This is a genomic window from Caenibius tardaugens NBRC 16725 (assembly GCF_003860345.1).
GTDB lineage: Bacteria > Pseudomonadota > Alphaproteobacteria > Sphingomonadales > Sphingomonadaceae > Caenibius > Caenibius tardaugens.
The window spans coordinates 656218-681800 of sequence record NZ_CP034179.1 but is presented as its reverse complement, the minus strand read 5'-3'; the positions used below and the strand labels follow the sequence as shown (position 1 = coordinate 681800).

Genomic DNA, 25583 nt, shown 5'->3' with positions numbered 1-25583 from the left:
GGGGGTTTCCCGATGAAGCGCTTCTTCGTCTATCACCCGGTATTCGCCTGGGTTATCGCAATTTTCGTTGCCCTGTTCGGCATCATTGGCCTGCGCATGCTGCCGATCGAACAATACCCGTCCGTTGCGCCGCCGGCCCTCAATCTTTCCGCGACGTATGACGGCGCCGACGCGGGGACGCTCGATCGCACGGTTACCTCGATAATCGAGAAGGAAATCAGCGGGGTTGAGCATTTCCTTTACATGTCATCGACCAGCCGTTCGAATGGCACGGCGTCGATCACCATCACATTCCAGCCGGGCACTGATCTCGATGTGGCGCGCAGCCAGGTGCAGGATCGGCTGAGCCGGGTCGAACCCCGTTTGCCGCAGGAGGTGCGTCAGCGTGGCGTGACCGTAACCAAGTCCAGTTCCGGGTTCCTGATGCTCATCGCGCTGGAATCCAAGGGCAGTACGCTCAGCGCGCTGGAAATGGGCAATTATGCCTCCGCCAATATCGTGGATGAACTGCGGCGCGTACAGGGCGTGGGCGATGTCCGCCTGTTCGGTTCGCCTTATGCCATGCGCATCTGGCTGGATGAACAGAAACTGGCGGGATACGGCATTTCCGCGGCCGAGGCACTGAAGGCCGTGCAGGAACAGAACAGCCAGACCGCTGGAGGCGGGCTTGGCGAACAGCCGCTTGCGCCCGGGACGGAATTCAACGCCAAGATTGTCACTCAGAACCGCTTCTCGACTCCCGAACAGTTCCGGCAGATCATTGTCCGTTCCAACCCGGACGGTTCGACTGTCCGTCTGGGCGATGTGGCGCGGGTGGAACTGGGGCAGGATAGCTACGGCTTCAGCGTCAAGCTGAACGGCAAGGCCACCACGGGCATGGCGATTGAACTTGCCAGCGGCGCCAATGCTCTGGGCACGGCCGAAGGCGTCAGGGCGCGGATGGCCGAACTGGAAAAGACCTTTCCGGAAGATCTCAGTTGGTCGATCCCATACGATACCACACCGTTCATCACGGCGTCGGTGGACAGTGTGATCACCACCCTGATCGAGGCCATGATCCTGGTGTTTCTTGTCATGTTTCTGTTTCTGCAGAACTGGCGGGCGACGCTTATCCCCGCAGTGGTCGTGCCGATCGCGCTCGCCGGGTCGTGTCTCGGGCTTTATCTGTTCGGCTATTCGATCAACGTGCTGTCGCTGTTCGCGATGGTGGTGGCGATCGGTATTCTGGTCGATGATGCGATCGTGGTGGTCGAGAACGTCGAACGGATCATGCGCGAGGAAGGGCTTAATCCGCGTCGCGCCACCGTGAAGGCGATGGGGCAGATTACCGGGGCGATCATCGGGATCACGCTGGTGCTGGTCGCGGTGTTTATTCCGATGGCGTTCTTTCCGGGATCGACCGGGGGCATCTACCGGCAGTTTTCGGTCACGCTGGCGATCTCGATCTTCTTCTCCGCCGTGCTGGCGCTGACGCTGACACCTGCGCTTTGCGCGACGCTGCTAAAGCCGCACGAACACAAGGAGCCGGGTGAACCGGCTGAAGGCCTGCGTGGTGCGCCTGCGCGCTTTTTCCGCTGGTTCAACGACCATTTCGAAAGATTGACCGGCCGTTATTCGGGGCAGGTGGGCAAGATGCTTGTCGCGCCCAAACGCTGGCTGCTGGTGTTTGGCACGATGTGCGTGGTGACGCTGCTGTTGTTCACACGGTTGCCCGGTGGTTTCCTGCCGACAGAAGATCAGGGCTATTTCTTTGCATCGTATATCGCGCCGCCGGGGGCGACCATGCAGCGGACGCAGGAAGCCGTCGTGCAGGCCGAAGCTTTCCTCAAGAAACAACCGGAAGTGCGCAATGTCGTGACTCTCAGCGGTTTCAGTTTCTTCGGGCAAGGGCAGTCGGCCGCACATACCTTTATCGATCTGCAACCCTGGGGCGAACGCAGCGGGTCGGACCATTCCGCCAGCAATCTGGTGGCGCGGGCCAACGCGGCCTTTCAGGGCATCACGGGTGCGCAGATTTTCGCACTCGACCCGCCGCCGATCCTGGCTCTGGGCAATGCCACCGGTTTCACCATGAAGCTTGAGGATCGCAGCGGGCAGGGTGGCGAAGTGCTGTCCGCCGCCGCGCAGCAAATTCTTGCCGAAGCGTCCAAGAGCGACATGTTCGCGACCGTGCGGCCGGAAGGCCTGCCGCCTGCGCCGCAGCTGTTCGTCGATATCGATCGGATAAAGGCGCGCGCGCTGGGTTTGCAGATTGGCGATGTGAACCAGACATTGGGGATCGGCTTCGGTTCGGTCTATGCCAACGATTTCGTGCACGAAGGGACGGTTCTGCGCGTCTATCTTCAGGCCGATGCCACCCAGCGTATGCGCCCTGCCGATATTCTCGCCTTGCGTGTGCGTAACAATGTCGGCGACATGGTGCCGTTTTCCGCCTTTACCGAGGTGAAATGGACATCGGGTCCGCAGCAGCTCGAACGGTATAATGGCTATCCCTCGCTCACGATTTCGGGGCAGGCCGCGCCGGGCAAATCGAGCGGGGCCGCCCTGACCGAGATGGAGCGGATTGCCGACAAGGTGCTGACAGGCAATCTCGCCTACGAGTGGACCGGAACCGCCTATGAGGAGAAGCTGGCTGGTAGCCAGATCGGGCTTTTGCTCGGCCTTTCGGTGATTATCGTGTTTCTGCTGCTTGCCGCGCTATATGAAAGCGTGTCCATACCCTTGGCGGTGTTGCTGGTGGTGCCGTTCGGGGTTCTGGGCGCCGTGCTGTTTACGATGCTGCGTGGATTGTCGGCCGACGTCTATTTCAACGTTGGGCTGATTACGATCATAGGTCTGGCCGCCAAGAACGCGATTCTGATCGTGGAATTTGCCAAGGAACAGGAAGAGGAAGGCGTGGCCCCGTTCCAGGCGACCATGAATGCCGCCCGTCTGCGCCTGCGGCCTATTCTGATGACCAGTCTGGCCTTCATTCTGGGCATGGTGCCGCTGGCGATTGCCAGCGGTGCGGGTGCGGCCAGCCGCCATGCGGTGGGCACCGGCGTGATGGGCGGGATGATCGCCGCCACCATTTTCGGCGTCTTCTTCACCCCCGTCTTCTATCTGGTGGTGCGCAAGTGGCTGTCGCGCGATCATGATTATGAAGCCGAAGACCGGGAGGCGGAGGCGCAGGAAGCCGCCGCATCCGGCAAACCGTCGGACGGGGAGACATCGCGTGTCTGAGGCCATGAACGGAACCGCGCTGCGCAACGGGTTTGGCCTCCTGCTGGGAGCAACGGCGCTGGCCAGTTGCAATATGGCGCCGAAAAATATCCAGCCCTCCGTGCCGGTGCCGGAACTCTACGCCGATCAGGATAGTGTGAGCGGAGAAGCCGCTGCGGAAATCGGCTGGCAGCGTTTCTTCGGCGATCCCCGCCTCAAGACCTATATTGGGGCGGCCTTGGCGAACAATCGCGATCTTGCAGCAGCCACGGCGCGGATTGCACAGGCCCGCGCGCAATTCCGTATTCAGGAAAGCGATCGTCTGCCGCAACTGGATGGTGATGCCTCCGCTACCCGCACCCATGCCCCGGTCAACTCGCTGGGAACCGGCGGAACGGGCAATGGCGATATCACTTACAGCCAGTATCGCGCGGGGATTGCGGTCAGCGCGTTCGAGCTCGATTTCTGGGGGCGTATCCGCAACCTGAGTGAAGCGGCACGGCGGCAGTATCTGGCGACAGTGGAGGCGCAGCGGGCCTTTCGCCTCTCGCTGATCAGCGATGTCGCCGCGGCCTATTATGCCATTCGCGCGGGCGAAGAAGGGATCGCGCTGGCCGAACGCACGGTATCGAGCCGCAGGCAAGGGCTGGAAATCGCCAAACTGCGCATGGATGCGGGGGTCACCTCCTCGGTCGATTACGATCAGTCTTTGTTGCTGGTGACGCAGGCCGAAACCGATCTGGCCGATCTACGCCGCACGACCGAGCAGCAGCGCAACCTTTTGCTGGTGCTGATCGGAGGCCCGATTGCCGGGCCGTTGCCCGAACCGCGGCCGATTCAGACTGCCGGTCAATTCGAGGCGCTTGATCCGGGGCTCCCTTCGGCATTGCTGGCCAATCGTCCGGATATTCTCGCGGCGGAACAACAGCTCTATGCCGCCAATGCCAATATCGGCGCGGCGCGCGCCGCATTCTTCCCGCGCATTTCGCTGACGGGCGCGCTCGGTTTCATTTCGCCGCAACTGGACAGTCTGTTCAAGGGCGGTAACGATACCTGGTCGTTTGGCGGTGCGGTGGATCTGCCGATTTTCGACTGGGGCAAGCGCAAGTCATCGCTCCGATTGTCGGAAGCGCAGCGTGATGAAATGGTCGCCACCTATCAGAGCACGGTGCAGAATGCGTTCCGCGAAGTGTCGGACGCCCTCGTCGGGCGGCAGCGCTATCGCGAACAGATTCGGGCGCAGGAACAGGCGGTTGCCGCACAGCGGCGCCTCGCTGAAACGGCGATGTTGCGATATGAAAACGGGATTTCGATCTATCTCGAAGTGCTGGATGCGGAACGCAATCTGTTTTCCGCAGAACAGCAACTGATCCGTCTGCGTGCAACGGAACTTCAGAACGGGGTATCGCTTTACACGGCTCTGGGCGGCGGGCTGAAGACGGAATAGCCCGCGCCGCCCACGATCACAGCCCGATACGAAATCCGGCCAGTTGCCTTTCGTACTGTTGCCGTCGCTCCTCCAGTTCCGGCCGGATGCGCGGCGTGGCGACGGCCAGCGACGCCAGTGTCAGGCCATAACCCACGGCCGCTTCCCACGGGCCCAGGCTGGCGCGGTTGTTTACCCAGTCGATCATCGCACCGCTGAGAATATAGATGAAGTTGGCGGTGAAAGCATCGGGATTGACCGCAGGGTCGATCAGGCCTTCCGCCTGAATATCCCTGACCAGCTGGAGCCAGAATGCGGCGCCCGGCTCGGCCTCCTGCGCTGGTGTATCATCGGGGGCGCTGGCGTAGATCGTGCCCAGCAGCGCGCGGAAAAATGTCGGTTCTGCGGCCAGTTCGCTGCCGAACAGGTGAATGGCGTAAAACATGCGCGATAAGGCATGGGGGTGTTCGCTCAGGTTCAGTTTTTCAGCCAGTTCCGCACGCTGCATGGCGTAGAGTTCAACGAACAACTGCCGTTTTGAACCGAACAGGTTGTATGGCGTCGCCTGGCTGACCCCGGCAGCTTCCGCCAGCCGCCGCATGGAAAGCGGTTCGCGGTTGAGCATATCCCGTGCCGCGATCAGGATGGCCTGCTTGCGGCGTTCCGCTCCGGCATGAGGGCGCGTGGTCATCGGGTGTCCTTGGCAATGGCTAACCCCGGATTGGCCGAGGCTGCGCTGATTGACTCGCTATTATAGCGCGATATAAAAAATGGAATAAGGCACGACAACGGGAGAGACTCGTATGAAGTTTGCAGTCTGTTTTGAAACGCGGATGGCAAATACCCCGCATGGGTTTGAACGACAGGCCGTTTTCGATGTCCCTGCGGCCACGAAAAGGAACTGATCGATGCCGCTGAACGAAACATCGACCGCCATTCTGGCATTCATGAACGCGAACAGTCCAGATATGGGCGCGATCACCGCACAGGAATTTCGTGCCTATAGTGCCCAGATGCTCCAGCCTGCCGATCCCGCCGACCGGGTTGTTTCGCAGGATGTCGATGCCGACGGGGTGCCTGCGCGCATTTATCGTTGTGAGGAAGCCAACGGGCCGCAGCCGGTTCTCGTATTCTATCATGGGGGCGGTTACATCGCTTGCGGGATCGATAGCCATGAACGGCTGTGCCATCGCCTCGCGCGGCTTGGCAGTTTTGCTATCGTTTCGGTGGACTATCGCCTGGCCCCCGAACATGCGTTCCCGGCGGCGGTGGACGATGCCCTGATCGCCGCCCGGTGGGTGGCGCAACATGGCGCCGAATACGGGCTGGACACCACGCGCATGGCATTGGGCGGTGACAGTGCGGGCGGGACGTTGGCAACCGTAACCGCCGCGCGCATCCGCGATGAGGGTGGCCCCGCGATCGTGCACCAGTTGCTGATCTATCCGGGCGCGGACATGATTGCGGAGTTTCCCTCCGCGCGCGAATTTGCCGAAGGGTACTTCCTCGACGCGGACTTTTCCGAGCTTTGCCTTTCCGCCTATCTGCCCAACAGCGCGGATCGCGCGCATCCCTGGGCATCCCCCGCGCGGGCAGAAGACCTGTCGCGCTTGCCGCCGGCCACGATCCTGACGGCCGAATGCGATCCGCTGCGCGATGGGGGGCGGGCCTATACCGATCTTCTGCGCAAGGCCGGGGTTCCGGTGGAATACGTCGAATATCCTGGGGTGTTTCATGGCTTTGTCAGCCTGTTCGGGGCTGTGGGGGAGGCAGATGAAGCGGTCGCAAAAGGTGCTTCGATGCTGCACAAAGCCTTTGCCCGGGCTGGGCGGAATGCCGGGCACGAAGCCATGGCGTGACGGGGAAAAATGGCCAGAAGAACGGCTTTCCCCCGGTTGACAGCATTACCCCGGCAATGATGAATGGCCTCTGCCCGGAACAGGGCCGGGGTGCGTCTGCGCCCGTTGGAATGCCCGGAATGCAGGCATCCATGTCGATTGGGGAGAGTGCCGTTGCGCGTTGGATTTATTGGACTCGGTAACATTGGTGCCCCCATGGCACGGCGGATGGTTTCCGCCTTTGGCGCGGATGCCAGCGTTTTCGATGCCGTACCCGCTGCGCTGGCCGGATTTGAAAAGGAGGCTGCGCTCGCCGCAAGTCCTGCCGCAATGGGCGGCGATGTGGAGGTCGTGGGCGTATGCGTTCGCGACGATGCCGATGTGCATGCGGTCGTCGATGGGGAAAGCGGGCTGTTGCGCACGATGCGTGATGGTGTGATCGCGATCCACAGCACCGTGCGCCCGTCGACGGTTCGGGATCTGGCGCAAATTGCGGCAAAGCAGGGGGTGGCGCTGATCGACGCGGCGGTGTCAGGCGGCCCTGACGGCGCAGGCAAGGGGGCCTTGACTGCCATGGTGGGGGGCGATCCCATTGCGCTGGAACGGGCCCGCCCGATGATTGCCAGCTATTGTTCGGATATTATCCACGCAGGGGCCACGGGCGCGGGCATGGCGCTCAAACTGTGCAACAATCTGGTCACCTACAGTGAACTGAGTGCGGCGGTGGAGGCCTATCGTCTGGCTGATGCGCTGGGGCTCGATCATGAACAACTCTCTGCCGTTATGACGAACAACGGCAATCTTACGCCATCGATGCGGCAATATGTCGGGTTCCGCCGGAACGGGACGGACATCATGGGCAAGGACGCCTTCCTCGCCACGCAGGATGCGCTCGTCATTCTTGGGGAGAAAGACCTTGCTCTTGCGCTTGAGGCTGCGGCCGAAAGCGGGATTGCCATCCCCGTTACCGAACAAGTCAGGACGCGTTTCGAACGCGTTATAATGGAAGGGCTGAAATCGTGAGCCAATTTGCCGATACCCTGCTTTACATTGACGGGGTTCTGCGCCCTGCCGAAAACGGCAGGATGTATGAGAATATCGCACCGACAACGGGCCGGTCGGTGGGGCGCGCGGCCGATGGCAGCGCAGCCGATATGGATGAAGCCATCGCTGCCGCGCGGCGGGCATTCGACGATAGTACCTGGGCGCACGATCTGGCCGCACGGGTTAGCTGGATGGACAGGTTGCAGGCGAAACTCGAAGAACTGATCCCGGCTTGGCGCGAACGGATCGCGGCAGAAACCGGCGCGACTATGGGCGTGATCAGTTCGGTTGGCCTTGCCGTGCCGATCGAGATGATGAAATGGACCATCGATTTGGCCCGCCGTTATGAATTCGAACGGGACATTGGGGTTACCGCCAGCATGGGGGTGCCCAGCCGCCGGCTGGTCATCAAGGAAGCGGCGGGCGTGGTGGGGGCGATTACGCCCTGGAACATGCCGGTGCAGATCAATCTCGCCAAGCTGACGGCGGCGCTTGCCGCGGGGTGCACGGTGGTGCTGAAGCCCGCGCCAGACACGCCCTGGGCCGCGATCATGATTGGCGAAGCGGCTGCCGCGATTGGCTTGCCGCCGGGCGTGCTGAACGTGGTGACCAGTTCCGACAAGGTGTCGCTGGGCGAACAACTGGTTCAGGATGCGCGGGTGGACGTGATTTCGTTCACCGGATCTACCGCGGTGGGCAAGCGTATCATGGAAGCGGCTGCGCCCACGCTGAAGCGCGTATTTCTTGAACTGGGGGGCAAGTCCGCCAATATCGTGCTGGACGATGCACGGTTTCCCGATGCGCTCTACAGCGCGCTGGCGGTGTGTTTCCACGCCGGACAGGGCTGTTCTCTGCCCACGCGTATCCTGCTGCCGCGTTCACGCTATGGCGAGGCGGTGGCGATCATCCAGCAGATGTATGAAGGGCTGCCCTTCGGCGATCCGACCAGCGTGGAACAGATCCTTGGGCCGGTGGCATCCAAGGCCCAGTTCGAACGGGTTTCGGGCTATATCCGGCTGGGGCAGGAAGAAGGCGCGCGGCTGGTGACGGGCGGGCCGGTGGAAACCGGTGAGGGTTATTATATCCGCCCGACGCTGTTTGCTGATGTGACCAACGACATGCGCATCGCGCAGGAGGAGATTTTCGGTCCTGTGCTGGTCGCCATCCCGCACGATGGCGATGACGACGCGGTGCGGATTGCCAATGACTCGGTTTATGGTCTGGGCGGTGCGGTGCAGTCGGCCGATCCCCAGCGGGCGCTGGCGGTGGCGCGGCGCATCCGCACCGGATCGCTCAACGTCAACAACGCCAACCTGTTTGGGGCCGATGCGCCCTTCGGCGGTTACAAGCAAAGCGGCATCGGCCGCGAAATGGGCGTCGAAGGGTTCGAGGAGTATCTGGAAACCAAGACAATCGCGGTGGAGGCAGCGTGAGCGCGCAAGGCAAGGTCATTCTTGTTACGGGCGCCGCCCGCAACATGGGGTATCACACCGCCGCTGCGCTGGTCCGTCGGGGGGCAAAGGTCGCGATTGTCGCGCGTAGCGCCGAAGCCTTGGCCGAAGCTGCCGGGCAACTGGGCGGCGATGTTCTGCCGATTGCCGCTGAAGTGTCCGACCCGGCGCAGATCGAGGCGGCCCTGCGGCAAACTGCCGATCACTTCGGCGGGATCGATGGCATCGTCAACAATGCCGGGGTGGCGTACCCCAATGCCATCGAAAAGCTGGATGAAGCGCAGGTCCGCGAACAGACGGCGATCAATTTCCTCGCACCGATTTTCGCGGCGCGCGCGGTGATCCCTTACCTTAGGGCACGGGGCGGCGGGCGGATCGTGAATATCTCGTCCGCGACCACGCGCGCGCCGGGCTCGTTCGGGCACCTGTCGATCTATGGTGCAACCAAGGCCGGCATGGAATATTTTACCGAACAGCTTCGCCACGAAGTGCAGAAGGACAATATTGCGGTCACCTGCTTTATCCCGGGGGACACAGGCACCGGGTTTGGGCGTGGGTGGGACCCTGAAGCCGTGCAGGCGGCCTATGCCGACTGGCTCGATCAGGGTCCATACTGGAACGGAATGATGCCGGTGGAGGTGGTGGGGGAAGAAATCGCCCACATGTTCGATCTTCCTGACAACGTGACCGTGGAGGTGACGATGTTGCGCCCGGTGGGCCATATGCCCAAGCAACTGGAAGGGCAGGGCTGAGCGATGGCGTTGAGTCTTACCTATCCGCAGGGGGCGGCACTGGTTGCAGGTGGCACAGGCCACGTGGGCGAGGGCACGATGCGGTGCCTTGTCGAAGCCGGGGTTCCCGTGGTGTTCACCTACAATCGCGGGGCGGAGCGCGCGCGTGCGCTGGAGGTGGAATTGCGCGGCGCGGGCCACGATGTCCACGCCGTGCAAATGGCGCTGACTGACGGGGCAAGTATCGATGCGGCGATTGCCAAGGCCGAAGCTGTGGGTGGCGGGCGTATGCATACCGTCATTTCCGCAGGCGGCCCGTTAATGCCGTTTTCGCGCATCGCCGATGCCGAAGAACCGGCGCTGGAGCAATTCATCGCTGAAGATTCGATGGGGGCCTTCCGCCTGATGGCACGCGCGGTGAAGGCCATGCGCAAAACGGGCGGGGGGTCGCTGACGGCCTGCACCACGATCGCCAATTTCCGCGTCGTCGATTACGATGGGGTTTCGCCCTTCTCGAAAGGGTCTGTGGAGGCTCTGGTTCGTCAGATCGCGGCCGAAGAGGCGGAATCGGGCATTCGCTGCAATGCCGTGCCGGTATCCTGGGTGTTCGATGCCACGGCAGAAGAACAGATCGCCCAGATGCAGGACCTGCCGGAACCGGGCCGCAGCCATGTGATCGCCCTGATCCGCCAACTGGATGCGCAGACCCGTCTGCGTCGGCCTGCCGATATCAGGGAGGCAGGCAACCTTTTCGCGTTCCTTGCCTCCGATCAGGCAAGCTATGTGACGGGGCAAAGTGTGCGGCTGGACGGGGGGTTCAGCCTGTAACACAGCGCCGAAGGGGCGCGCTGCAGGTTGCGGCGCGCCCCTTCGTTTTGGCCCCTTCGCTTGGGATGTTACTGGGCTGCCTGACCGAAGGCGGTTTGCGTCTGTTCGCCGAGACCGACGACTGTGCGCAGCCCTTTCTCGTTCACTTCGTCCATCAGGAACGACAGGCGGCGCGATACGCTTTTCGAGAGGAGCCACCGTCCGTCGCGCTTCACAAATTCGTCTTCATACGACGATGCAAGCTGGATCAGGGTCCGGGCCTGCTTGTCGATCTGGAAGAAATAGAGATCGAACAGCCCGGTCGCCGTGTCAGGCCCGGTCAGCGTGATCACCGGATTCTGCATGTGGTGCATATCCAGCACATGGGGCACGCATCCGAACTGCGTGTAGAGCGCGACGAATTCGTCCGCATTGTCGAACACGGGAAAACCTTCGAAATCGATCACTGCATTGTCGATGAAGCATTTGCGCACTTCATCGGGCTGCTTGCGGTCGCAGGCGCGCAGATAGCGGACTTTTGTTTCCATGATCGCGGCATGGTCTTCCATCGCCTGCACGCGGCGGGCGAGATCGTTCAGATCGGCACTCATCGGGTAATCTCCTCAGCTTTTGCGGGCTGTCATACGCTGTGACTTGTAGAAATCCACCGCCGCGCGCACGGAATCCAGAACCGGGCGGGGTGTCCAGCCCAATTCGCGCCGTGCCTTTTCCGCATTCATGTCGTTGATGATGTGGCTGAGCCGCGCGGATTCAACGGATAGCTGGCTATCGCGGCGGGTGATCGCGGAAACGCAATCCGCAACAAAGCCCAAGGCATAGAGCACGGGCAACGGCATCACCCTGAGCTTCACGCCGCTACCGGCCTGATCGACAGCTGTCTGATAGAGCTGCTTCTGGGTCAGCCAGCGGTCCGACACGATGTAGCGTTCACCGATACGCCCGCGCTGTTCGGCCAGCACCATGGCATCGGCCGCATCGGCAATGCCCACGCAGGGTAGCCCCGTGTTGAGAATGAACGGCATTTCACCGAAAGCTGCCGCCACCAGCAGGCGGCCATGCGGGGTCAGCACGTAGTCGCCCGGACCATAGGTATTGGCGACATTCATCGCGATGCCGGGCAGGCCCCGATCGCGCACGAAGGCGAAGAAGCGTCGTTCCGCCTCCACCCGGCAGCGGATGTATTCGCCCGATTTTTCGGGGTAGTTGAACTGGTCTTCTTCGGTTGAAACGCCGGTGGAGTTGCGCCCGATCGCAGCGATGGTGCTGGTCAGCACGAACCGCCGGACGCCGTGGGCCAGCGCGGCCTCCATCGCGTTTTCCAGCCCTTCCACATTGACGCGGTACATCGGGGCGGGATCGCGCAGCCAGGCCTGTGTGTTGACAACGCAATGGATGACACTGGTGCAGCCTTCCATGGCGGCGAACACTGCATCCCGATCCGTGATGTCGCCATAGGCCCATTCGATCGGCAGGTCCCTGATCGCGGTGACATCGGTGGATGCGCGAACGAAGGCCCGAACGCGACGGCCATCGGCCACCAGACGTTGTACGACGTGGCTGCCGAGAAAACCGCCCGCCCCGGTGACGAGCACCCGATCATCGGCAGCCACTGTCATGCTATCCCCCGTCAGAAGTTCACTTTCGCATCGATGCCGATCACGCGCGGGCGATTATAGATGGCGGTGCCGAAGCCCAGCGCACCGAAATCGATCGTGCTGATCCGGTACTTCTTGTCGAGCAGGTTTTCACCGAACACGGCTAGCGTCAATTGCGCGCCGCCGACCGGGATTTTCGACAGGGCGATCCGGCCGCTCAGATCGTTGCGGGCCTGGCCTTTCAACTGGTCGCGTGCATCGGGCAGGCCGATCGGATCGGAGGAAACCGATTCATAAACGCGGCTGCTCTTGTAGCTGTAGTCGAGCGAGATCGACGGCGTGCCGAACGAGGTTTCGGGGAATTCATAGGTGCCGCCGACATGGGCCGCCCATTTGGCGACAAACCCGAACTTCGCGTCGTTCTTGATATCGATCCCGTTATACAGGAACTGCTTGTACTTCGGATCGACGTAGCTGACGTCGAATGTCAGGGTCAGCCCTTCGACTGGCGCTGCGGTCAGTTCGAACTCGAAACCCTGATAGGTTGCTTTACCCGCGTTGATCACGTTGCTGACGAAGCCGGCAGTGTCGCTGAAACCGGGCTGGGTGATTTGCAGGTTGCTGTAATCGGTCCGGAAGATTGCCAGGTTGGCACGCAGCCGCCGGTCGAAGAATTCCGACTTGATGCCGAATTCATAGACCTTGGCCTTTTCCGGATTGTACGCTGATCCGTCGAAGGCGCGCGGCGAAAAGCCGCCTGAACGATAGCCCGTACCAAACCGCGCATAAGCGGAGATGTCGGGCGTGAACTTGTAGTTCGCGGTGATGTTGAACGAGGTGTTCTTGAAGGTCTTGCCCTGCTGGTTTTCAATCGGCGGGGGCAGGCCGTTGTTATAAATCTGCGTTTGCAGCCGCTTCTTGTCGATGGTGTAGCGGATACCACCTGTCAGCTCGAGATTGTCGTTCAGAATGGCGGGTGTGTAATTGAACTGGCCGAACAGGGCATAGGATTTTGTGCTGCCCTGATAGGCAAGACGCCCCGCTGCGGGCACGCCGCCGTCAGGGATGCCGTCGCCCGTGAAGTCCCCGTAGTAGAGGTAGGTCTGCGGGTTATCTTCGGCGTACTTCGCGTCGTAGTAATAGCCGCCGACAACATACTCAAACCGCGTGAAATTTCCCAGAATCTGCACTTCCTGCGTGAACTGCTTCAGGCGCTTCATGCCACCCCCGACATAGGGGTCGATTTTCATGACCGTGGTGCCGAACGGATACGTGGAGAAATCGGTGATCAGTGGCAGCATGAAATCGGATGACGATCCGAATGGACTGAGTTCGTGACTGACCCATTTGCGATGGCCGGTAATCGATTTCAGCGTGAGATTGTCCGACGCCGCGTATTCGAGCGTCAGGGCATGGTTCCACGAATTGTTGCGCGCCACTTTCTCGTCATAGCCGTTCACAGTGCCCAGCCGCTTGTCGGAGACCCGCAGCGGGTCGCCGCCGTAAAGTGGAGACTGCGAGGTGAACGCACCATAGGCATCTGTCACCAGCGCGAACTGGTTGTGCGGGCCATAATCGCGGCGGCGAACCATGTCGAACGTGTAGTCGAGCGTGAACGGGCCCGATCCAGCGTGGAGCGCGGCCCGGATCGCGTGGGCGCGCGAAGCGCCGGGATCGCGTTTGTCGGGGCGGGTGATGTCGTCGACATAACCGTCGCGGGTGCGGTACTGGTAGGTGAGCGAGGCTTTGATGCCTTCTGCGATTTCCCCGGTATCGATGCGCACTTTGCCGATGATTTCGTTATGCGTGGCATAGCTGGCCTTGGCTTCGACCCCGAATGTGTCGGAAGGGCGCCGGGTGACGATGTTGATCGCACCGCCCGTGGTGTTGCGTCCGAACAGCGTGCCTTGCGGGCCGCGCAGAACCTCGACCCGTTCGAGATCGAGCGTATCGAACTGACCGTAGGATAGGGCGTTGACGTAAATCCCGTCGATATAGAGGCCGACCGAGGGTTCGTTGGTCAGGATCGGATCGTAGGTTGCGATCCCACGGATCGATACACCGACGCCCTGCGTCGTGCCCGATGGGACCAGTTCTAGGCCCGGGGTGAAATTGGCCAGCTTGGACACTTCCTGCACATTCATCGTTTCCAGCTTCGCCGCATTGAAAGCGGTGATGGAAACCGGGGTGTCCTGCAGGTTTTCCGCGCGGCGGCGCGCGGTGACAACGATGGTTTCCAGCCCCCCTTCGCGGGCCGTCTCGCCTGCGGGCTGCGTTTCCTGGGCGTGGGCGAAGGCGGGCACGGTACATGCCGCGATTGCACCCATCGCACTGCCCAACAGGGCCATCTTTGATGTGGTAAACCTCATGTGCATTGTCCTCCCATGCTCTGGCTGGCGCCATATCCGCCTGTCCCGGCAGGCATCTGCCTGCTCTATTTTCCCCGATGACATAGGATGAACCGATTTGGCCGAACAGGGCGGCATTGGCCGTTTATGCAAACCTTTGGCCGGATTGCCGATCTTGGCCAATTATTGCGCTCACGCGGGTCTCGCATCGTCCGCATGCCGTGCAATACTGGTGGTATACAGTGCACCGGGCCCGCCGCTCGCGGGTAATCTTATTTGTGCGGGCCGGTTCATGCGGGGAGAAGCCATGGCCGATCGCGAGGTACATTCGTTCTGCCGTATCTGCATGGGGACATGCGGCATGGTCTTGACGCTGGACGATGCAGGGCGGCTGAAATCCATTCGTGGGGATCGCGATGATCCGCAGACGCTGGGTTTCGCATGTTTCAAGGGTTTGCGCGCGGTTGAGGCGCACAACAGCCCGGACAGGATATTGCAGCCGCTGAAACGTCTGCCTGATGGCTCGCGGATCGAAATTCCGCTGGAACAAGCGCTGGACGAAATCGCCGGGAAACTTGGTGCGATCAGGGATGAATCAGGCGCCGAAGCACTGGCCGGATACAAGGGCGGGGGCGCGTTCTTTACCGCCTCGGCATCGGTGATGCTGAACGATTTTCTGCGCGCGCTCGGTTCGCCCAAGACGTACAGTTCGGCAACGATCGATCAGTCGGCCAAAGCGGTGACGGCAGGGCGCATGGGAACCTGGGCGCCGGGACGGATTCCCAATGCGCAGTGCGATGTCATGCTGCTGGTTGGCACCAATCCGATGGTTTCGGTGAACCCGCCGTTCGATACGCGCAATCCGGTCAAACGCATGAAGGAAGCGCGCGAACGCGGCATGAAATTGATCGTGGTGGACCCGCGCGCCACGGAAACCGCGCAATTTGCCGATCTCTTCATTCAGCCATTGCCGGGTGAAGATCCCGTCCTGTTCGCAGGGATCATCCGGATCATGTTGGAGAACGGATGGTACGACAAGGAATTCTGCGATGCGCATGTTGGCGATCTGGCTGCCTTGCGCGCCGCTGTGGGGCCGTTCACGTCCGACTTCGTGGCGCGCCGGGCCGATGTCCCGGAAGAACAGTTGGTGGAGGCGGCCCGCATGTTGGGCGGCGCGGGGTTGAAAGGGCTGGCGGGCAGTTCCACCGGCCCGGACATGGGGCCCTATTCCAATCTTGCGGAACACCTGATTGAAACGCTGAACGTCCTTATGGGGGCCTTTATCCGCGAGGGGCAGGAGATTCTCAACCCGGGCGCGATCCTGCCGCGCTATCCGCGTCAGGCACAGGTCACGCCGCCCGGCCGCTGGTGGGAAAACGGACCAACCAGTCGCATTGACGGTTCCGGCATGCTGATGGACGAAATGATGACCGGGGTGATGGCGGACGAAATCCTCACGCCGGGGGATGGCCAGATCCGCGCGCTGATCGTTCATGGAGGCAATCCGGCCTCTTCAGTGCCCGATCAGCGCAAGATTGTCGGGGCGTTGCGCGCGCTCGACCTGCTGGTCTGTATCGAGCCGATCATGTCGATCACTGCGGAACTGGCGGATTATATCCTGCCGCCGAAACTGCAGTACGAGAGGCCGGACCTGCATTTCTGGCTCTACGAATACATGATCTACCGCGACAGTCCGTTCGCACGTTACACGCCTGCCTGCACGACTGTGCCCGATGGAGCGCAACTGGTGGATGACTGGTATGTGTTCTGGTCGCTGGCGCGGCGAATGGGGGTGAACCTTCCTGTCAATGGAATGCCGCTGGACATGGTATCCGTGCCGGAAACCGACGATATTCTTGCGATGATCGCCCGGGATTGCCCCATGCCTTTCGCCGATCTGCAAACCCTGCCGCGCGGTGCGGACGTGGGCGGCGCGCGTCAGTTCGCGCAAGCGGCCGAACCGGGTTGGCAGGGCCGGTTCGCCCTGATGCCCGCCGATGTGCAGGCGGAACTCGACCATGCGCTGGACGATGCCCGCGCGCGTATGGAAGATGGGTCGGAATTCCGGCTGGCGGTGCGGCGGCTGCGCGAAACGTTCAATTCGGTCGGACGCAATCTGCCGTCCACGCGCAAGCGCCAGCCTTATAACCGGGCTTATCTCAATCCGCACGATATGGCGGAACGGGGGATCGCGCGCGCGGACGAGGTGATCATCCGATCCGCCCACGGGGCGATCATGGCGGCTGCGGAACCGGACGACACGGTGCGCAGAAGGGTCGTGTCCATCTCCCATGGTTTTGGCGGCTTGCCCGATGCCGATCAGAACAGGGGTTACTATAAGGACGGGGTTTCGACCAATCTCCTGCTCGACGACACGCGGCGGGAAAGCATCAATGCGATGCCACGGATGACGGGCCTGCCTGTTTCGCTCGAACGGCGGCGTGAGCGGGAGTGAGGGCGGGGCGTTCAGGGGTACGATCTACCGTTAGGCAGATATTGGCGTGGTACATGCGCTCAAATTTACGCAAAAACGAAAGTCTTTGTGAAACTGATATCGAAATGCGTCAACAGCCTGCGCGGCGATTGCCAAAAACGGGCGAGCTTTGGAAATGTGGACATCGACTTGTGCAAAGCGGCCTGATCGCGCGATTTCGCAACCGTTTGTGGTCTTATTTGATCTCGACACATCTTCGCTCGCCAGCATAAGGTCAGCCATGGGATAATGATAAGACTGGTTGAGGATGTGTGATGTTGACACACGGACATGAAAGTCTGGTCAGGGTGGATACCGCGCATGTGGTGGCGGAACTGATCACGCACCTTCCCGATTCCCGGGAAGGCGAAGTGTTTGAGGAGCCGTTGCACACGATCGCGTTGCAGCAGCGCCAGCCATCCTATTCGTGTCAGGGGCGCTATCGCGTGCCCAATATGCGCCCGGATTTCCAGAACATCGGGCGCTTGCTGGTGTTGCCCGCGCATGTGCCGCTTGAAGTTTGCACGGCCGAACGGCCGGACGAGGTGGTGCGCTGCATGTTCACGCAGGAAGTGCTGGAGGAATATGGCGGAGATGGCCATATTTTCGATGGCAACGTTCTGTCATCGCTGTTGAATTTCAGGCATCCGGGGATCGAGGATATTCTCAATCTTCTTGGTAACGAACTGCGTGCGCCGGGCTTTGCCAGCAAGGCGCTGGTGGAATCGCTGGGTATGACCCTGCTGATCCAGTTCGCCCGTTACGTGCGGGAATATCCCAAAGGCGACGTGGTTTATCGCGGCGGCCTGTCGCGCCGTCATCTGCGCATCATCACCGAAGCGGTTGAAGGCAACGCCCGTTGCCCTTCGCTGTCGGAACTGAGTGAACTGGCCGGGGTCAGCCTGCGGCACCTGACGCGCAGTTTCAAGGAATCGACGGGGATGACCGTCTATGCCTATGTCGAACAGGTGCGTTTCGAAAAAGCCCGGGCGCTGCTTGCCGATACCGATCTGCTGGTCAAGGATATCGCTTACCGCCTTGGTTTCTCCTGCGCGAGCAGCCTTTCGGTGGCGTTCCGCAAGCTCGCCGGGGAATCGCCGCAAGACTACCGCAAACGGGTCGGTCGCTTGGGCAAGGCGGGGGCATCCTATTCCAGCCATTGACCCGGGTTGCCGAATTCATTGCCATTACATGAGGTGATCCGAATGTTGGGGTCAGGCAAGGTCGGCTTGCCATTCTCTTGGAGCATTATGCATGACTGATGTCGCCGTTTCGTCTTTGCCGCCGGTCGTCTACGATCCGTTCGATTACAGCCTGCATGATGATCCCTATCCGACCTATCGCCGTCTGCGGGACGAAGCGCCGGTCTTTCACAATGAAAAATTCGGGTTCTATGCGCTGTCCCGCTACGAGGATTGCAGCGCTGCCGTGCGCGATTTCAAGACCTTTTCCAGTGCCAGCGGAACCTCGCTTGAAGACCTCAAGGCGCAGGTCCAACTGCTGATCAACACCGATCCTCCGGTTCACAGCAAGATGCGGCACCTGATTGCGGGGATGTTCACCCCGGCTAAGGTCGCCCCGCTGGAAGACGCCGTGCGGACCATGGCGCGCGAGTTGCTGGCCCCGCATCTTGCGAGCGGGCGGATTGATATCATTGCCGATTTCGCGGCGAAGCTGCCCATGGCGATCATCTGTCGTCTGCTGGGCTTCCCCCGCGAGGATGAAGACCGCCTGCGGCATCTGACCGATACCGTCGTGCATCGCGATGAAGGCGTGTTCGGCATGCCCGATGAAGGGATGCATGCCACGCTGGCCTTGTACGAATACTTCAACGCCGACATTGCCGAGCGTGCGCGCGGCGCGCGGCGCGAGGATATTATCGCGCTGCTGATGGATGCGCAGGCCGATGGTCGTCTGACGCATGAGGAACTGATCGGTTACATCTACATCCTGTCGATCGCCGGGAACGAGACCACCACCAAGCTGATCGGCAACATGTGTTACCAATTGCATAGCCATCCCGATCAGGCGGCGCTGCTGCGCGACAATCCCGCGCTGATCGAAAGCGCGGTGGAAGAAACCATGCGGTTCGATGGGCCGACGCAGATGATGGCGCGCACCACCACGCGCGATGTGACCCTGCACGGGGTGACGATCCCGGCCAATTCGAAAGTGGCGTTGCTGTTCACCAGCGCCAATCGCGACGAACGCAAGTTCGATCGTGCCGAAGACTACGACATTCGCCGCAACCCGCGCGATCATCTGGGATTTGGTGGCGGGCTGCATGCCTGTCTGGGGGCGGCCTTGGCACGGCTGGAGGCGCGTGTCGCGATAGAGGAAATTCTGGCCGCGCTGGGCGATTTCTCCGTGGATGAAAGCTCGCTCGAACGGATGCATTCCCCGCAGGTGCGCGGGTTGACCCGCGAAATTCTGACTTTCACGCCTTCCGGAAAGTAAACAAGACATGCCCAAGGTAACTTATCGCCCGGTCAACGGCGATGCGATCACAGTTGATGCCTTCCCTGATATGACGCTGATGGAAATTGCCCTGTGCAATGACATTCCGGGCATTGTCGGTCTGTGCGGGGGGATATGTTCCTGCGCGACCTGCCACGTCTATATCGATGATGCCTGGGTCGCGCGCCTGCCACAACCGACCGGGGAAGAGCGTGATATGGTCGACGGCCTCGACAATGCCCGGCCGACCAGCCGCCTTGGCTGTCAGGTTACAGTGACCGATGCTCTGGATGGACTGGTTGTCGAAGTCGCGGAGGAAGCCTGATCGCGCTTTCGCTCACGTCATTGCGGGCGGGTGTGCCGCGGCGCAATGACGTGATGATTGTGTTGGCTCAGTCGCCCGTTGCTTCCCGATGGGCGGCTATCGCCCGGGCCATGGCGGCGGAAAAGTTCGCAATGCGCGGATGGCCGACATAGTTGACCATGAAGACGCGGATTTCCTCCACCTGTTCCACAGTCAATTCGCCTTTCGCCAGTGCCGCGCGAATCTGGATTTCGGCGATGCCGGTTTCACCCAGCGCAATGACCGCGCCCAGGATCAGCAGGCGGCGCTGGGGGATATCCAGCACATCGCGTGTCCACACTTCGCCAAACAGGTGGTCGATGGTGTTGTGGACGTAGGCATCGCGGATTTCCGCAGGCGGCAGCGGGACGACGCCGCCATAGACGGCGTCAAACAGGGCTTCGCCGCGTTGGGTGCGGTCGCTGTCGCTCATGCCGAAATGGCCTTTTGCAGCATACCGTCCAGATCGATCATCCCGAACTGCATGCCCGACGTGAATCCGCCATCCGCGATAAAGTTGGTGCCGTTGACATAGCTCGCCCCATCGCTGTTGAGAAAGATCAGCGGATAGGCCTGTTCGGCGGAGGATGACCGCCGGTTGATCGGGGCCGTGTAGACGTCGATGATCGCGGGGCTGGATACCGCTTCGAAATCCTTGGTCATGCCCGATACCGTGGGGCCGGGGCTGAGCAGGTTGAGCCGGATGCCATCGGCGATCAGTGTCTGCGACCGGCGGAGCGCCCAGACGATGACGGCTTCCTTGGCAAAGGCATAGGGATCGCCCAGTTCGGGCAGGTGGCTTTCCGCCCAGGCCAGACCGGCATCGTAATCCGGCGTGTCGGCGATTTCCAGAACCGTGGGCAGGCGCATGACATAGCCATTGCCAGCCGTGGAGGCGATGATCGCGATGGCCCCGCCGCGCTGCATTTTGGGCAGGGCGCGTTCGATCAGATAGCGCACGCTCAGGAAATTGACCTGCACCACTTCGATCCCCGGGAAGGTCTGCGGCAGACCGGCGCAATAGAACAGGGCATCGATCGGCCCCGCGATGCCAGCCAGCGCGGCATCGATATCGTCGCGTTTGCGCAAGTCGCATGTGGTGAAGGACGCAAGGTCGACCGGCGAAGGCTTGACGTCGAATCCATGCACTTCACCGCCCAGGCGCACCAGTTCGCGTGCAGTCGCCTCGCCAATGCCGGAATAACACCCGACAACCACACACCGTTTACCCTTGTAAGACCACAGGTCCATCATCATCCTCCCAAATCTCTGGCCATGGTTATCGCACGCGAACGGGCGGTTTCAAGCTGCCGCGATGCCGGATGCTTTTGCGATCTGGCCATTTACCCGCGCGGCATTTTGCGGAGAGATTGATCGCAGCCCTTCGGGTGACCTAACCCCCTGCAATAATCGCGGGAGTGGACATGAGCGAACAGGCACCTGTGGGTACCGAAAACGGCTGGGATGAAGACTTTGACGTCGTCGTCGTGGGTTCCGGGGCAGGGGGGCTGGTCTCCGGGATTGTGGCGGCAAGCGCGGGCCTGCGCACGCTGGTGATCGAGAAGGACCCGCTGTTCGGCGGAACTTCGGCGACATCGGGTGGCGGCACCTGGATCATCGCCAGCGATTATGCCGCGGAACAGGGGCAGCCCGATAGCGAGGAAGAAGGCTACGAATATATCAAGGCGCTGGCTGGCAATGTCAGCGATGATCGCATTCGAGCCTTCGTGCGGGAAGGGCGCGTGATGATGCGCTGGCTGCGTGCGCACAGCCGGGTTCACTTCCGCGCGATTGGCTATACCGATTATCACGCAGATCTGCCCGGCGGGAAAATGGGGTACCGCACGCACGAACCGCTGCCGTTTCATTCGCGCGATCTGGGGGCGCCTTTCGAACATATGCGGATGTCGCACCCCAGCACCCAACTGTTCGGGCGCATTCCCTGGACCATGATCGAATCCGCGCCGATGATCACGCGCGGGCCGGGCTGGAAACGGGCATTTGCCAAAGTGGTGTCGCGGTATGTGTTCGATATCAAGGGGCGCCTGAAATCAAAACGGTCGCGTTTTCTGGCTTTCGGCAACGCGCTTCTCGCGCGGTGCCGCCTGTCGCTGGAGGATGCGGGCGGGCAATTGTGGTGCAACACGCCGCTTTCCGATCTGATTGAAGAAGGCGGCCGTATCGTGGGTGTGGAGGCGCAGCGCGATGGCCGCTCGATCCGCATTCGCGCCCGCCATGGCGTGGTGCTGGCGGCTGGGGGTTTTGAACGCAATCGCGCCTTGCGCATGCGCTATCTCAACAAGAGCCCTGACCCGGACTGGAGCGCGGCGGCGCCGTCGAACACTGGTGACGCGCTGGAGGCCGCACTGCGTGTGGGCGCTGCGACGTCGCATATGGATTCGGTCTGGTGGTCTCCGTCGGTGACGGTTCCGGGCGAAGATCGCGCCCGGCCCCTGCATTTCGAACGGGCCCTGCCGGGTACGATTATCGTCAATCAGGCGGGGCAGCGCTATCTGAACGAAGCGGCATCCTATCATATCGTTGGACGTGAAATGGTGGAGAATGACCGGCCCGGGGCGGGTACGGTCCCATCCTTCATCCTGTTCGATGCCGAATATCGCGGCAAGTATCCCATGGGCCCGGTGATGCCGGTCGGCGGCGATGCCCTGTTGAGCAAGCCGGTGCGGCAGATGCTGCACAAGGCATCCAGCTGGCGGGAGCTGGCCGGGAAGATCGGCGTCAGCCCCGACAATCTGGAGCAGACGATTGCGCGCTTCAACGCCAATGCCACGCGGGGTGAAGACCCTGATTTCCATCGCGGACGGGATGCCTATGATCGCTACTACGGCGATCCGCGCAGGAAGCCGAACCCCAATCTCAAGCCGCTCGACAAGGCGCCTTACTATGCGATGACGATCTATCCGGGCGATATCGGCACCAATGGCGGCATTGAAACCGATGCCGAAGCCAGGGTCGTCGACAAGGATGGTCGGCCCATTGCAGGATTGTACGCCATCGGGAATGTCTCCGCCTCGGTCATGGGGTATTCCTACCCCGGTGCAGGCGCGACAATCGGCCCGGCTATGACGTTTGGCTTTGTCGCCGCGCGGCGGATCGCCCGCGATGCCGGACGCGCCTTGCCGGAATAAGCTGGGGTGTTTCCGCGCCCCCGACAAGAATTGTGATGTGAGAGGATAAGGAATGACAGTCGCCGAGAAGGCCCGCGAACTGGGGCTGGAAATCGAAGATCCGTTGGTGATCGCCGATCCCGATTCCCATCCATGGGATGAGACCGCCGATCTGGTGGTTGTTGGTCTGGGTGGCGCAGGGGTTGCCGCCGCGCTCGAAGCGGTGGAACGCGGGGTGCGCGTTATTGCCGTCGATCGTTATGAAGGCGGCGGGTCGACTGCCGCCAATGGCGGGATTTTCTATGCTGGCGGTGGCACAGTGATCCAGAAGGAAGCGGGCGAAGACGATACGCCGGAAGAGATGTACAAATATCTCAAGATCGAGGCGGGCGATGTCGTCTCCGATGCAACGCTGCGTAAGTTCGTGGCCGAATCCGTGCCAACGGTTGACTGGATTCTGGAGCATGGGGGGAAGCTGAACTCCGCCGTGTGGAAGGAAAAGGCGTCTTATCCACCGCTCGACCGTTTCCTGTATCACCCAGATAATACGCTGGTTTCCAGTTACAAAAAACGCGCAAAGCCGGCGGCGCGCGGGCATCGCGCCTTTATGCGCAACGGCAAGAAGGCCTGGGGGCTTGGCTCGGCGATCTACGACCCGCTGCGCGATTCCGCCTTGAAGCTGGGGCTGGTGTTTCACCGTTATTCCGAAGCGCGGCAATTGGCCGTGGACAGCACGGGCCGGGTGATCGGGGTCAAGATTCTCTCGATCCCGAAGGATAGCGCGGATGCGCGCAAGTTCAGCCGTTATATCGCGCGCGCCAACACGTTTCTGGCCATGTTGCCGCCAGCCTTGCCCTTTGCCTCGATCACAATCGGGATCGGCAACCACTATCTGAAGAAAGCCATGGCGATTGAATCCCATGGCCGGGAAACGCGCTGGATTCGTGCGCGCGAAGGGCTGCTGCTCAGCACCGGCGGTTTCATTATGAACCCGAAAATGGTGGAAGAACACGCGCCCGATTATGCCAAGGGTATGCCCAACGGCACGCTCGGTGATCAGGGGGCGGGGATTTATCTTGGCAAGTCGGTTGGCGGGCAGACCGCGCTGATGGGCAAGATCAGCGCGTGGCGCTTCATCAATCCGCCGAAAGCCTGGGCGAACGCGATCGTGGTCAACCGCAAGGGTGAACGCTTCGTCGACGAAACCGTCTATGGTGCGACACTGGGCGAACACATCGGTGATCATCAGGGGGGCGTGGCCTATGTCGTGTACGATGCTGCCGCGCGCAAGGCGGCGTTCAAGCAGGCGATGGACCCGATTCTCGTGCCATTTCAGCGCGATGTCACCTTGCTCAACCTGATGTTCAATTATCAGAAGGCGGGGACGATAGAGGAACTGGCCCAAAAGGTGGGCTTTGATGCCGCCACTTTGCGGGCCACGATCGAGGCTTACAATCGGGCTGCACGGGGCGAAGAAGCGGATACCTTCGACAAGGATATCGCCGATATGAAGCCGCTGGAAAGCGGTCCCTATTACGCGATGGACATTTCGGTAGAGAGCCGGTTCCTACCTTTGCCGGTGATTTCTTTCGGCGGTTTGCGGATCGAGGAAGAAAGCGGGCTGGTGCTCGATCAGGATGGCAGGCCGATACCGGGGCTTTACGCTGCGGGCCGCACGGCGGTCGGGATCGCGTCGCAGACATATGTCAGCGGGCTGTCTTATGCCGATTGTGTCTATTCCGGGCGGCGCGCGGCGCGGCACGTGGCCAAGGCCAATGTCTGATCCGATCGGTCGGCATCCGTACTGAAAAAGGGCGGCCCCGGGGCCGCCCTTTTCTTATACCCGGTTGTGCCCGGCTTACCCTGCGGCGAGGCCCCCGTCGACGATCAGACCATGCCCGATCATGTAGGTGGCGGACACGGCCGCCCAGTAGATCGATTCCGCGATTTCTTCAGGCGTGGCGATCCGGCCGATGGGATGGTTTTGTGCGACGATATCCTCCCCGCCTTCGGGCAAGGATCCGACATTGTCCGCCAGAATGGCCGTCTGCACAGCGCCGGGGCAAACCGCGTTGATGCGGATGCCATCACGGGCATATTGCAGCGCTGCGGCGCGGGTCAGGCCAAGTACGCCATGCTTGCTGGCGCAATAGGATGGCTTGTTCGCAACCCCGGCGAAGGACGCGAACGATCCGACGTTGACGATACCGCCGCCCTTGCCCTTCATCAGGGCAATTTCTTCCTTCAGGCACAGGAAGACCCCGCGCAAGTTGATGCCCATGATGCGGTCGAAATGTTCGAGTGACCAGTCTGCCACCGGGGCGAATTCCGGGTCGATACCGGCATTGTTCACCGCATAGTCCAGACCGCCATAGAGCGCGACTACCTGCTGGACGAGCGCCGCGACCTGTTCCGGCACCGATACATCGCAAGCCACAAAGCTGGCGGTACCCCCGGCGGCCGTGATCAGCGCGACCGTTTCGTTGCCGGCATCGGCCTGAAAATCGGCGACAACGACTTTTGCGCCACGTGTGGCGAAGAGCTGTGCCGTGGCACGGCCTATCCCGCCGCCAGCACCGGTTACCAATGCGACCTTGCCTTGTATGTCGTTCATCTGTCGAAAATCCTCTCCGAGTGGTTTGACTGAAGCGATCCGCAGCCATGCGTTTACACGTGCTGCGGCCTTGCCCGATTGCGGTCTATCCCCGTTCTCCCGTCAA

General features: G+C 61.3%; 20 protein-coding genes. 13 read left to right on the top strand and 7 right to left on the bottom strand.

Features of this window, described 5'->3' with window-relative positions; genetic code table 11:
- Positions 1–12: 12 nt before the first annotated feature.
- Together EGO55_RS03235 and EGO55_RS03230 are read left to right on the top strand one after the other, a co-directional pair.
- A complete protein-coding gene (locus tag EGO55_RS03235) occupies positions 13–3222 on the top strand; it encodes an efflux RND transporter permease subunit (RefSeq protein WP_021691096.1) in 3210 nt (1069 codons plus the stop codon).
- Positions 3215–4648 carry an efflux transporter outer membrane subunit gene (locus tag EGO55_RS03230; protein WP_021691095.1) on the top strand — a complete coding sequence of 478 codons (1434 nt, stop codon included), beginning with the start codon at positions 3215–3217 and terminating at the stop codon, positions 4646–4648. The genes EGO55_RS03235 and EGO55_RS03230 overlap by 8 nt, the downstream gene beginning before the upstream one ends.
- 16 nt (positions 4649–4664) lie before the next feature.
- Here EGO55_RS03230 and EGO55_RS03225 read toward each other — a convergent pair whose 3' ends face one another.
- Entirely contained in the window at positions 4665–5318 is a 654-nt protein-coding gene (locus EGO55_RS03225) for a TetR/AcrR family transcriptional regulator (RefSeq protein WP_021691094.1), read from the bottom strand.
- Positions 5319–5535: 217 nt separating this feature from the next.
- Here EGO55_RS03225 and EGO55_RS03220 point away from each other — a divergent pair, with 217 nt between their 5' ends.
- From EGO55_RS03220 to EGO55_RS03200, 5 genes are all read left to right on the top strand, one after another.
- The gene (locus EGO55_RS03220; protein ID WP_021691093.1) at positions 5536–6486 is read left to right on the top strand and encodes an alpha/beta hydrolase; all 951 of its coding nucleotides are present in this window, start codon (positions 5536–5538) and stop codon (positions 6484–6486) included.
- Positions 6487–6549: 63 nt separating this feature from the next.
- A complete protein-coding gene (locus EGO55_RS03215) occupies positions 6550–7488 on the top strand; it encodes an NAD(P)-dependent oxidoreductase (RefSeq protein ID WP_084620206.1) in 939 nt (312 codons plus the stop codon).
- Complete coding sequence (locus EGO55_RS03210) at positions 7485–8942, top strand: aldehyde dehydrogenase family protein (protein WP_021691091.1); 1458 nt, start codon at positions 7485–7487, stop codon at positions 8940–8942. Before EGO55_RS03215 ends, EGO55_RS03210 begins: the two co-directional genes overlap by 4 nt.
- Positions 8939–9712: an SDR family oxidoreductase gene (locus tag EGO55_RS03205; protein WP_021691090.1), complete on the top strand. Its 774-nt coding sequence runs from the start codon at positions 8939–8941 to the stop codon at positions 9710–9712. Before EGO55_RS03210 ends, EGO55_RS03205 begins: the two co-directional genes overlap by 4 nt.
- Before the next feature lie 3 nt (positions 9713–9715).
- Positions 9716–10519: an SDR family NAD(P)-dependent oxidoreductase gene (locus EGO55_RS03200; protein WP_021691089.1), complete on the top strand. Its 804-nt coding sequence runs from the start codon at positions 9716–9718 to the stop codon at positions 10517–10519.
- A 68-nt stretch (positions 10520–10587) separates the two neighbouring features.
- On the opposite strand, the gene EGO55_RS03195 is transcribed toward EGO55_RS03200, so the two are convergent.
- Genes EGO55_RS03195 through EGO55_RS03185 form a run of 3 tightly spaced genes read right to left on the bottom strand, consistent with a single transcriptional unit; the run spans position 10588 to position 14483 of the window.
- Positions 10588–11109, bottom strand: a complete 522-nt coding sequence (locus EGO55_RS03195; protein ID WP_021691088.1) for a nuclear transport factor 2 family protein — start codon at positions 11107–11109, stop codon at positions 10588–10590.
- Positions 11110–11121: 12 nt separating this feature from the next.
- Complete coding sequence (locus EGO55_RS03190; protein ID WP_021691087.1) at positions 11122–12135, bottom strand: NAD-dependent epimerase/dehydratase family protein; 1014 nt, start codon at positions 12133–12135, stop codon at positions 11122–11124.
- 11 nt (positions 12136–12146) lie between these two features.
- Positions 12147–14483 (bottom strand): TonB-dependent receptor, encoded by a 2337-nt coding sequence (locus EGO55_RS03185; protein WP_161566005.1) that lies wholly within the window; start codon positions 14481–14483, stop codon positions 12147–12149.
- Between the two features lie 286 nt (positions 14484–14769).
- On the opposite strand from EGO55_RS03185, the gene EGO55_RS03180 reads away from it, so the two are divergent.
- The 4 genes from EGO55_RS03180 (at position 14770) to EGO55_RS03165 (ending at position 19717) form a co-directional block, all read left to right on the top strand.
- A complete protein-coding gene (locus EGO55_RS03180) occupies positions 14770–16917 on the top strand; it encodes a molybdopterin-containing oxidoreductase family protein (protein WP_021691085.1) in 2148 nt (715 codons plus the stop codon).
- Between the two features lie 293 nt (positions 16918–17210).
- Positions 17211–18098 (top strand): helix-turn-helix transcriptional regulator, encoded by an 888-nt coding sequence (locus tag EGO55_RS03175; protein ID WP_021691084.1) that lies wholly within the window; start codon positions 17211–17213, stop codon positions 18096–18098.
- 91 nt (positions 18099–18189) lie between these two features.
- On the top strand, positions 18190–19392 hold the full coding sequence (locus EGO55_RS03170) for a cytochrome P450 (RefSeq protein ID WP_021691083.1): 1203 nt from the start codon (positions 18190–18192) through the stop codon (positions 19390–19392).
- 7 nt (positions 19393–19399) lie between these two features.
- Positions 19400–19717 carry a 2Fe-2S iron-sulfur cluster-binding protein gene (locus EGO55_RS03165; RefSeq protein WP_021691082.1) on the top strand — a complete coding sequence of 106 codons (318 nt, stop codon included), beginning with the start codon at positions 19400–19402 and terminating at the stop codon, positions 19715–19717.
- A 67-nt stretch (positions 19718–19784) separates the two neighbouring features.
- On the opposite strand, the gene EGO55_RS03160 is transcribed toward EGO55_RS03165, so the two are convergent.
- Both EGO55_RS03160 and EGO55_RS03155 read right to left on the bottom strand, forming a co-directional pair.
- On the bottom strand, positions 19785–20168 hold the full coding sequence (locus tag EGO55_RS03160; RefSeq protein WP_021691081.1) for a carboxymuconolactone decarboxylase family protein: 384 nt from the start codon (positions 20166–20168) through the stop codon (positions 19785–19787).
- Positions 20165–20986, bottom strand: coding sequence for a coniferyl-alcohol dehydrogenase (locus EGO55_RS03155; protein WP_021691080.1), 822 nt, complete (start codon positions 20984–20986; stop codon positions 20165–20167). The genes EGO55_RS03160 and EGO55_RS03155 overlap by 4 nt, the downstream gene beginning before the upstream one ends.
- A gap of 173 nt (positions 20987–21159) precedes the next feature.
- Here EGO55_RS03155 and EGO55_RS03150 point away from each other — a divergent pair, with 173 nt between their 5' ends.
- Entirely contained in the window at positions 21160–22884 is a 1725-nt protein-coding gene (locus tag EGO55_RS03150) for an FAD-dependent oxidoreductase (RefSeq protein WP_021691079.1), read from the top strand.
- 52 nt (positions 22885–22936) lie between these two features.
- On the top strand, positions 22937–24646 hold the full coding sequence (locus EGO55_RS03145; protein ID WP_021691078.1) for an FAD-binding protein: 1710 nt from the start codon (positions 22937–22939) through the stop codon (positions 24644–24646).
- Positions 24647–24721: 75 nt separating this feature from the next.
- On the opposite strand, the gene EGO55_RS03140 is transcribed toward EGO55_RS03145, so the two are convergent.
- Entirely contained in the window at positions 24722–25477 is a 756-nt protein-coding gene (locus tag EGO55_RS03140; RefSeq protein ID WP_021691077.1) for a glucose 1-dehydrogenase, read from the bottom strand.
- Between the last annotated feature and the right edge of the window lie 106 nt (positions 25478–25583).

Bases quoted from the DNA above. Each gene is read 5' to 3' on its own strand.
- EGO55_RS03160 (WP_021691081.1), bottom strand. From the start codon at position 20,168: ATGAGCGACAGCGACCGCACCCAACGCGGCGAAGCCCTGTTTGACGCC.
- EGO55_RS03225 (WP_021691094.1), bottom strand. From the start codon at position 5,318: ATGACCACGCGCCCTCATGCCGGAGCGGAACGCCGCAAGCAGGCCATC.
- EGO55_RS03185 (WP_161566005.1), bottom strand. From the start codon at position 14,483: ATGAGGTTTACCACATCAAAGATGGCCCTGTTGGGCAGTGCGATGGGT.
- EGO55_RS03180 (WP_021691085.1), top strand. From the start codon at position 14,770: ATGGCCGATCGCGAGGTACATTCGTTCTGCCGTATCTGCATGGGGACA.
- EGO55_RS03150 (WP_021691079.1), top strand. From the start codon at position 21,160: ATGAGCGAACAGGCACCTGTGGGTACCGAAAACGGCTGGGATGAAGAC.
- EGO55_RS03165 (WP_021691082.1), top strand. From the start codon at position 19,400: ATGCCCAAGGTAACTTATCGCCCGGTCAACGGCGATGCGATCACAGTT.
- EGO55_RS03145 (WP_021691078.1), top strand. From the start codon at position 22,937: ATGACAGTCGCCGAGAAGGCCCGCGAACTGGGGCTGGAAATCGAAGAT.
- EGO55_RS03200 (WP_021691089.1), top strand. From the start codon at position 9,716: ATGGCGTTGAGTCTTACCTATCCGCAGGGGGCGGCACTGGTTGCAGGT.
- EGO55_RS03190 (WP_021691087.1), bottom strand. From the start codon at position 12,135: ATGACAGTGGCTGCCGATGATCGGGTGCTCGTCACCGGGGCGGGCGGT.
- EGO55_RS03215 (WP_084620206.1), top strand. From the start codon at position 6,550: ATGGCCTCTGCCCGGAACAGGGCCGGGGTGCGTCTGCGCCCGTTGGAA.
- EGO55_RS03220 (WP_021691093.1), top strand. From the start codon at position 5,536: ATGCCGCTGAACGAAACATCGACCGCCATTCTGGCATTCATGAACGCG.
- EGO55_RS03235 (WP_021691096.1), top strand. From the start codon at position 13: ATGAAGCGCTTCTTCGTCTATCACCCGGTATTCGCCTGGGTTATCGCA.
- EGO55_RS03155 (WP_021691080.1), bottom strand. From the start codon at position 20,986: ATGGACCTGTGGTCTTACAAGGGTAAACGGTGTGTGGTTGTCGGGTGT.
- EGO55_RS03170 (WP_021691083.1), top strand. From the start codon at position 18,190: ATGACTGATGTCGCCGTTTCGTCTTTGCCGCCGGTCGTCTACGATCCG.
- EGO55_RS03175 (WP_021691084.1), top strand. From the start codon at position 17,211: ATGTTGACACACGGACATGAAAGTCTGGTCAGGGTGGATACCGCGCAT.
- EGO55_RS03140 (WP_021691077.1), bottom strand. From the start codon at position 25,477: ATGAACGACATACAAGGCAAGGTCGCATTGGTAACCGGTGCTGGCGGC.
- EGO55_RS03195 (WP_021691088.1), bottom strand. From the start codon at position 11,109: ATGAGTGCCGATCTGAACGATCTCGCCCGCCGCGTGCAGGCGATGGAA.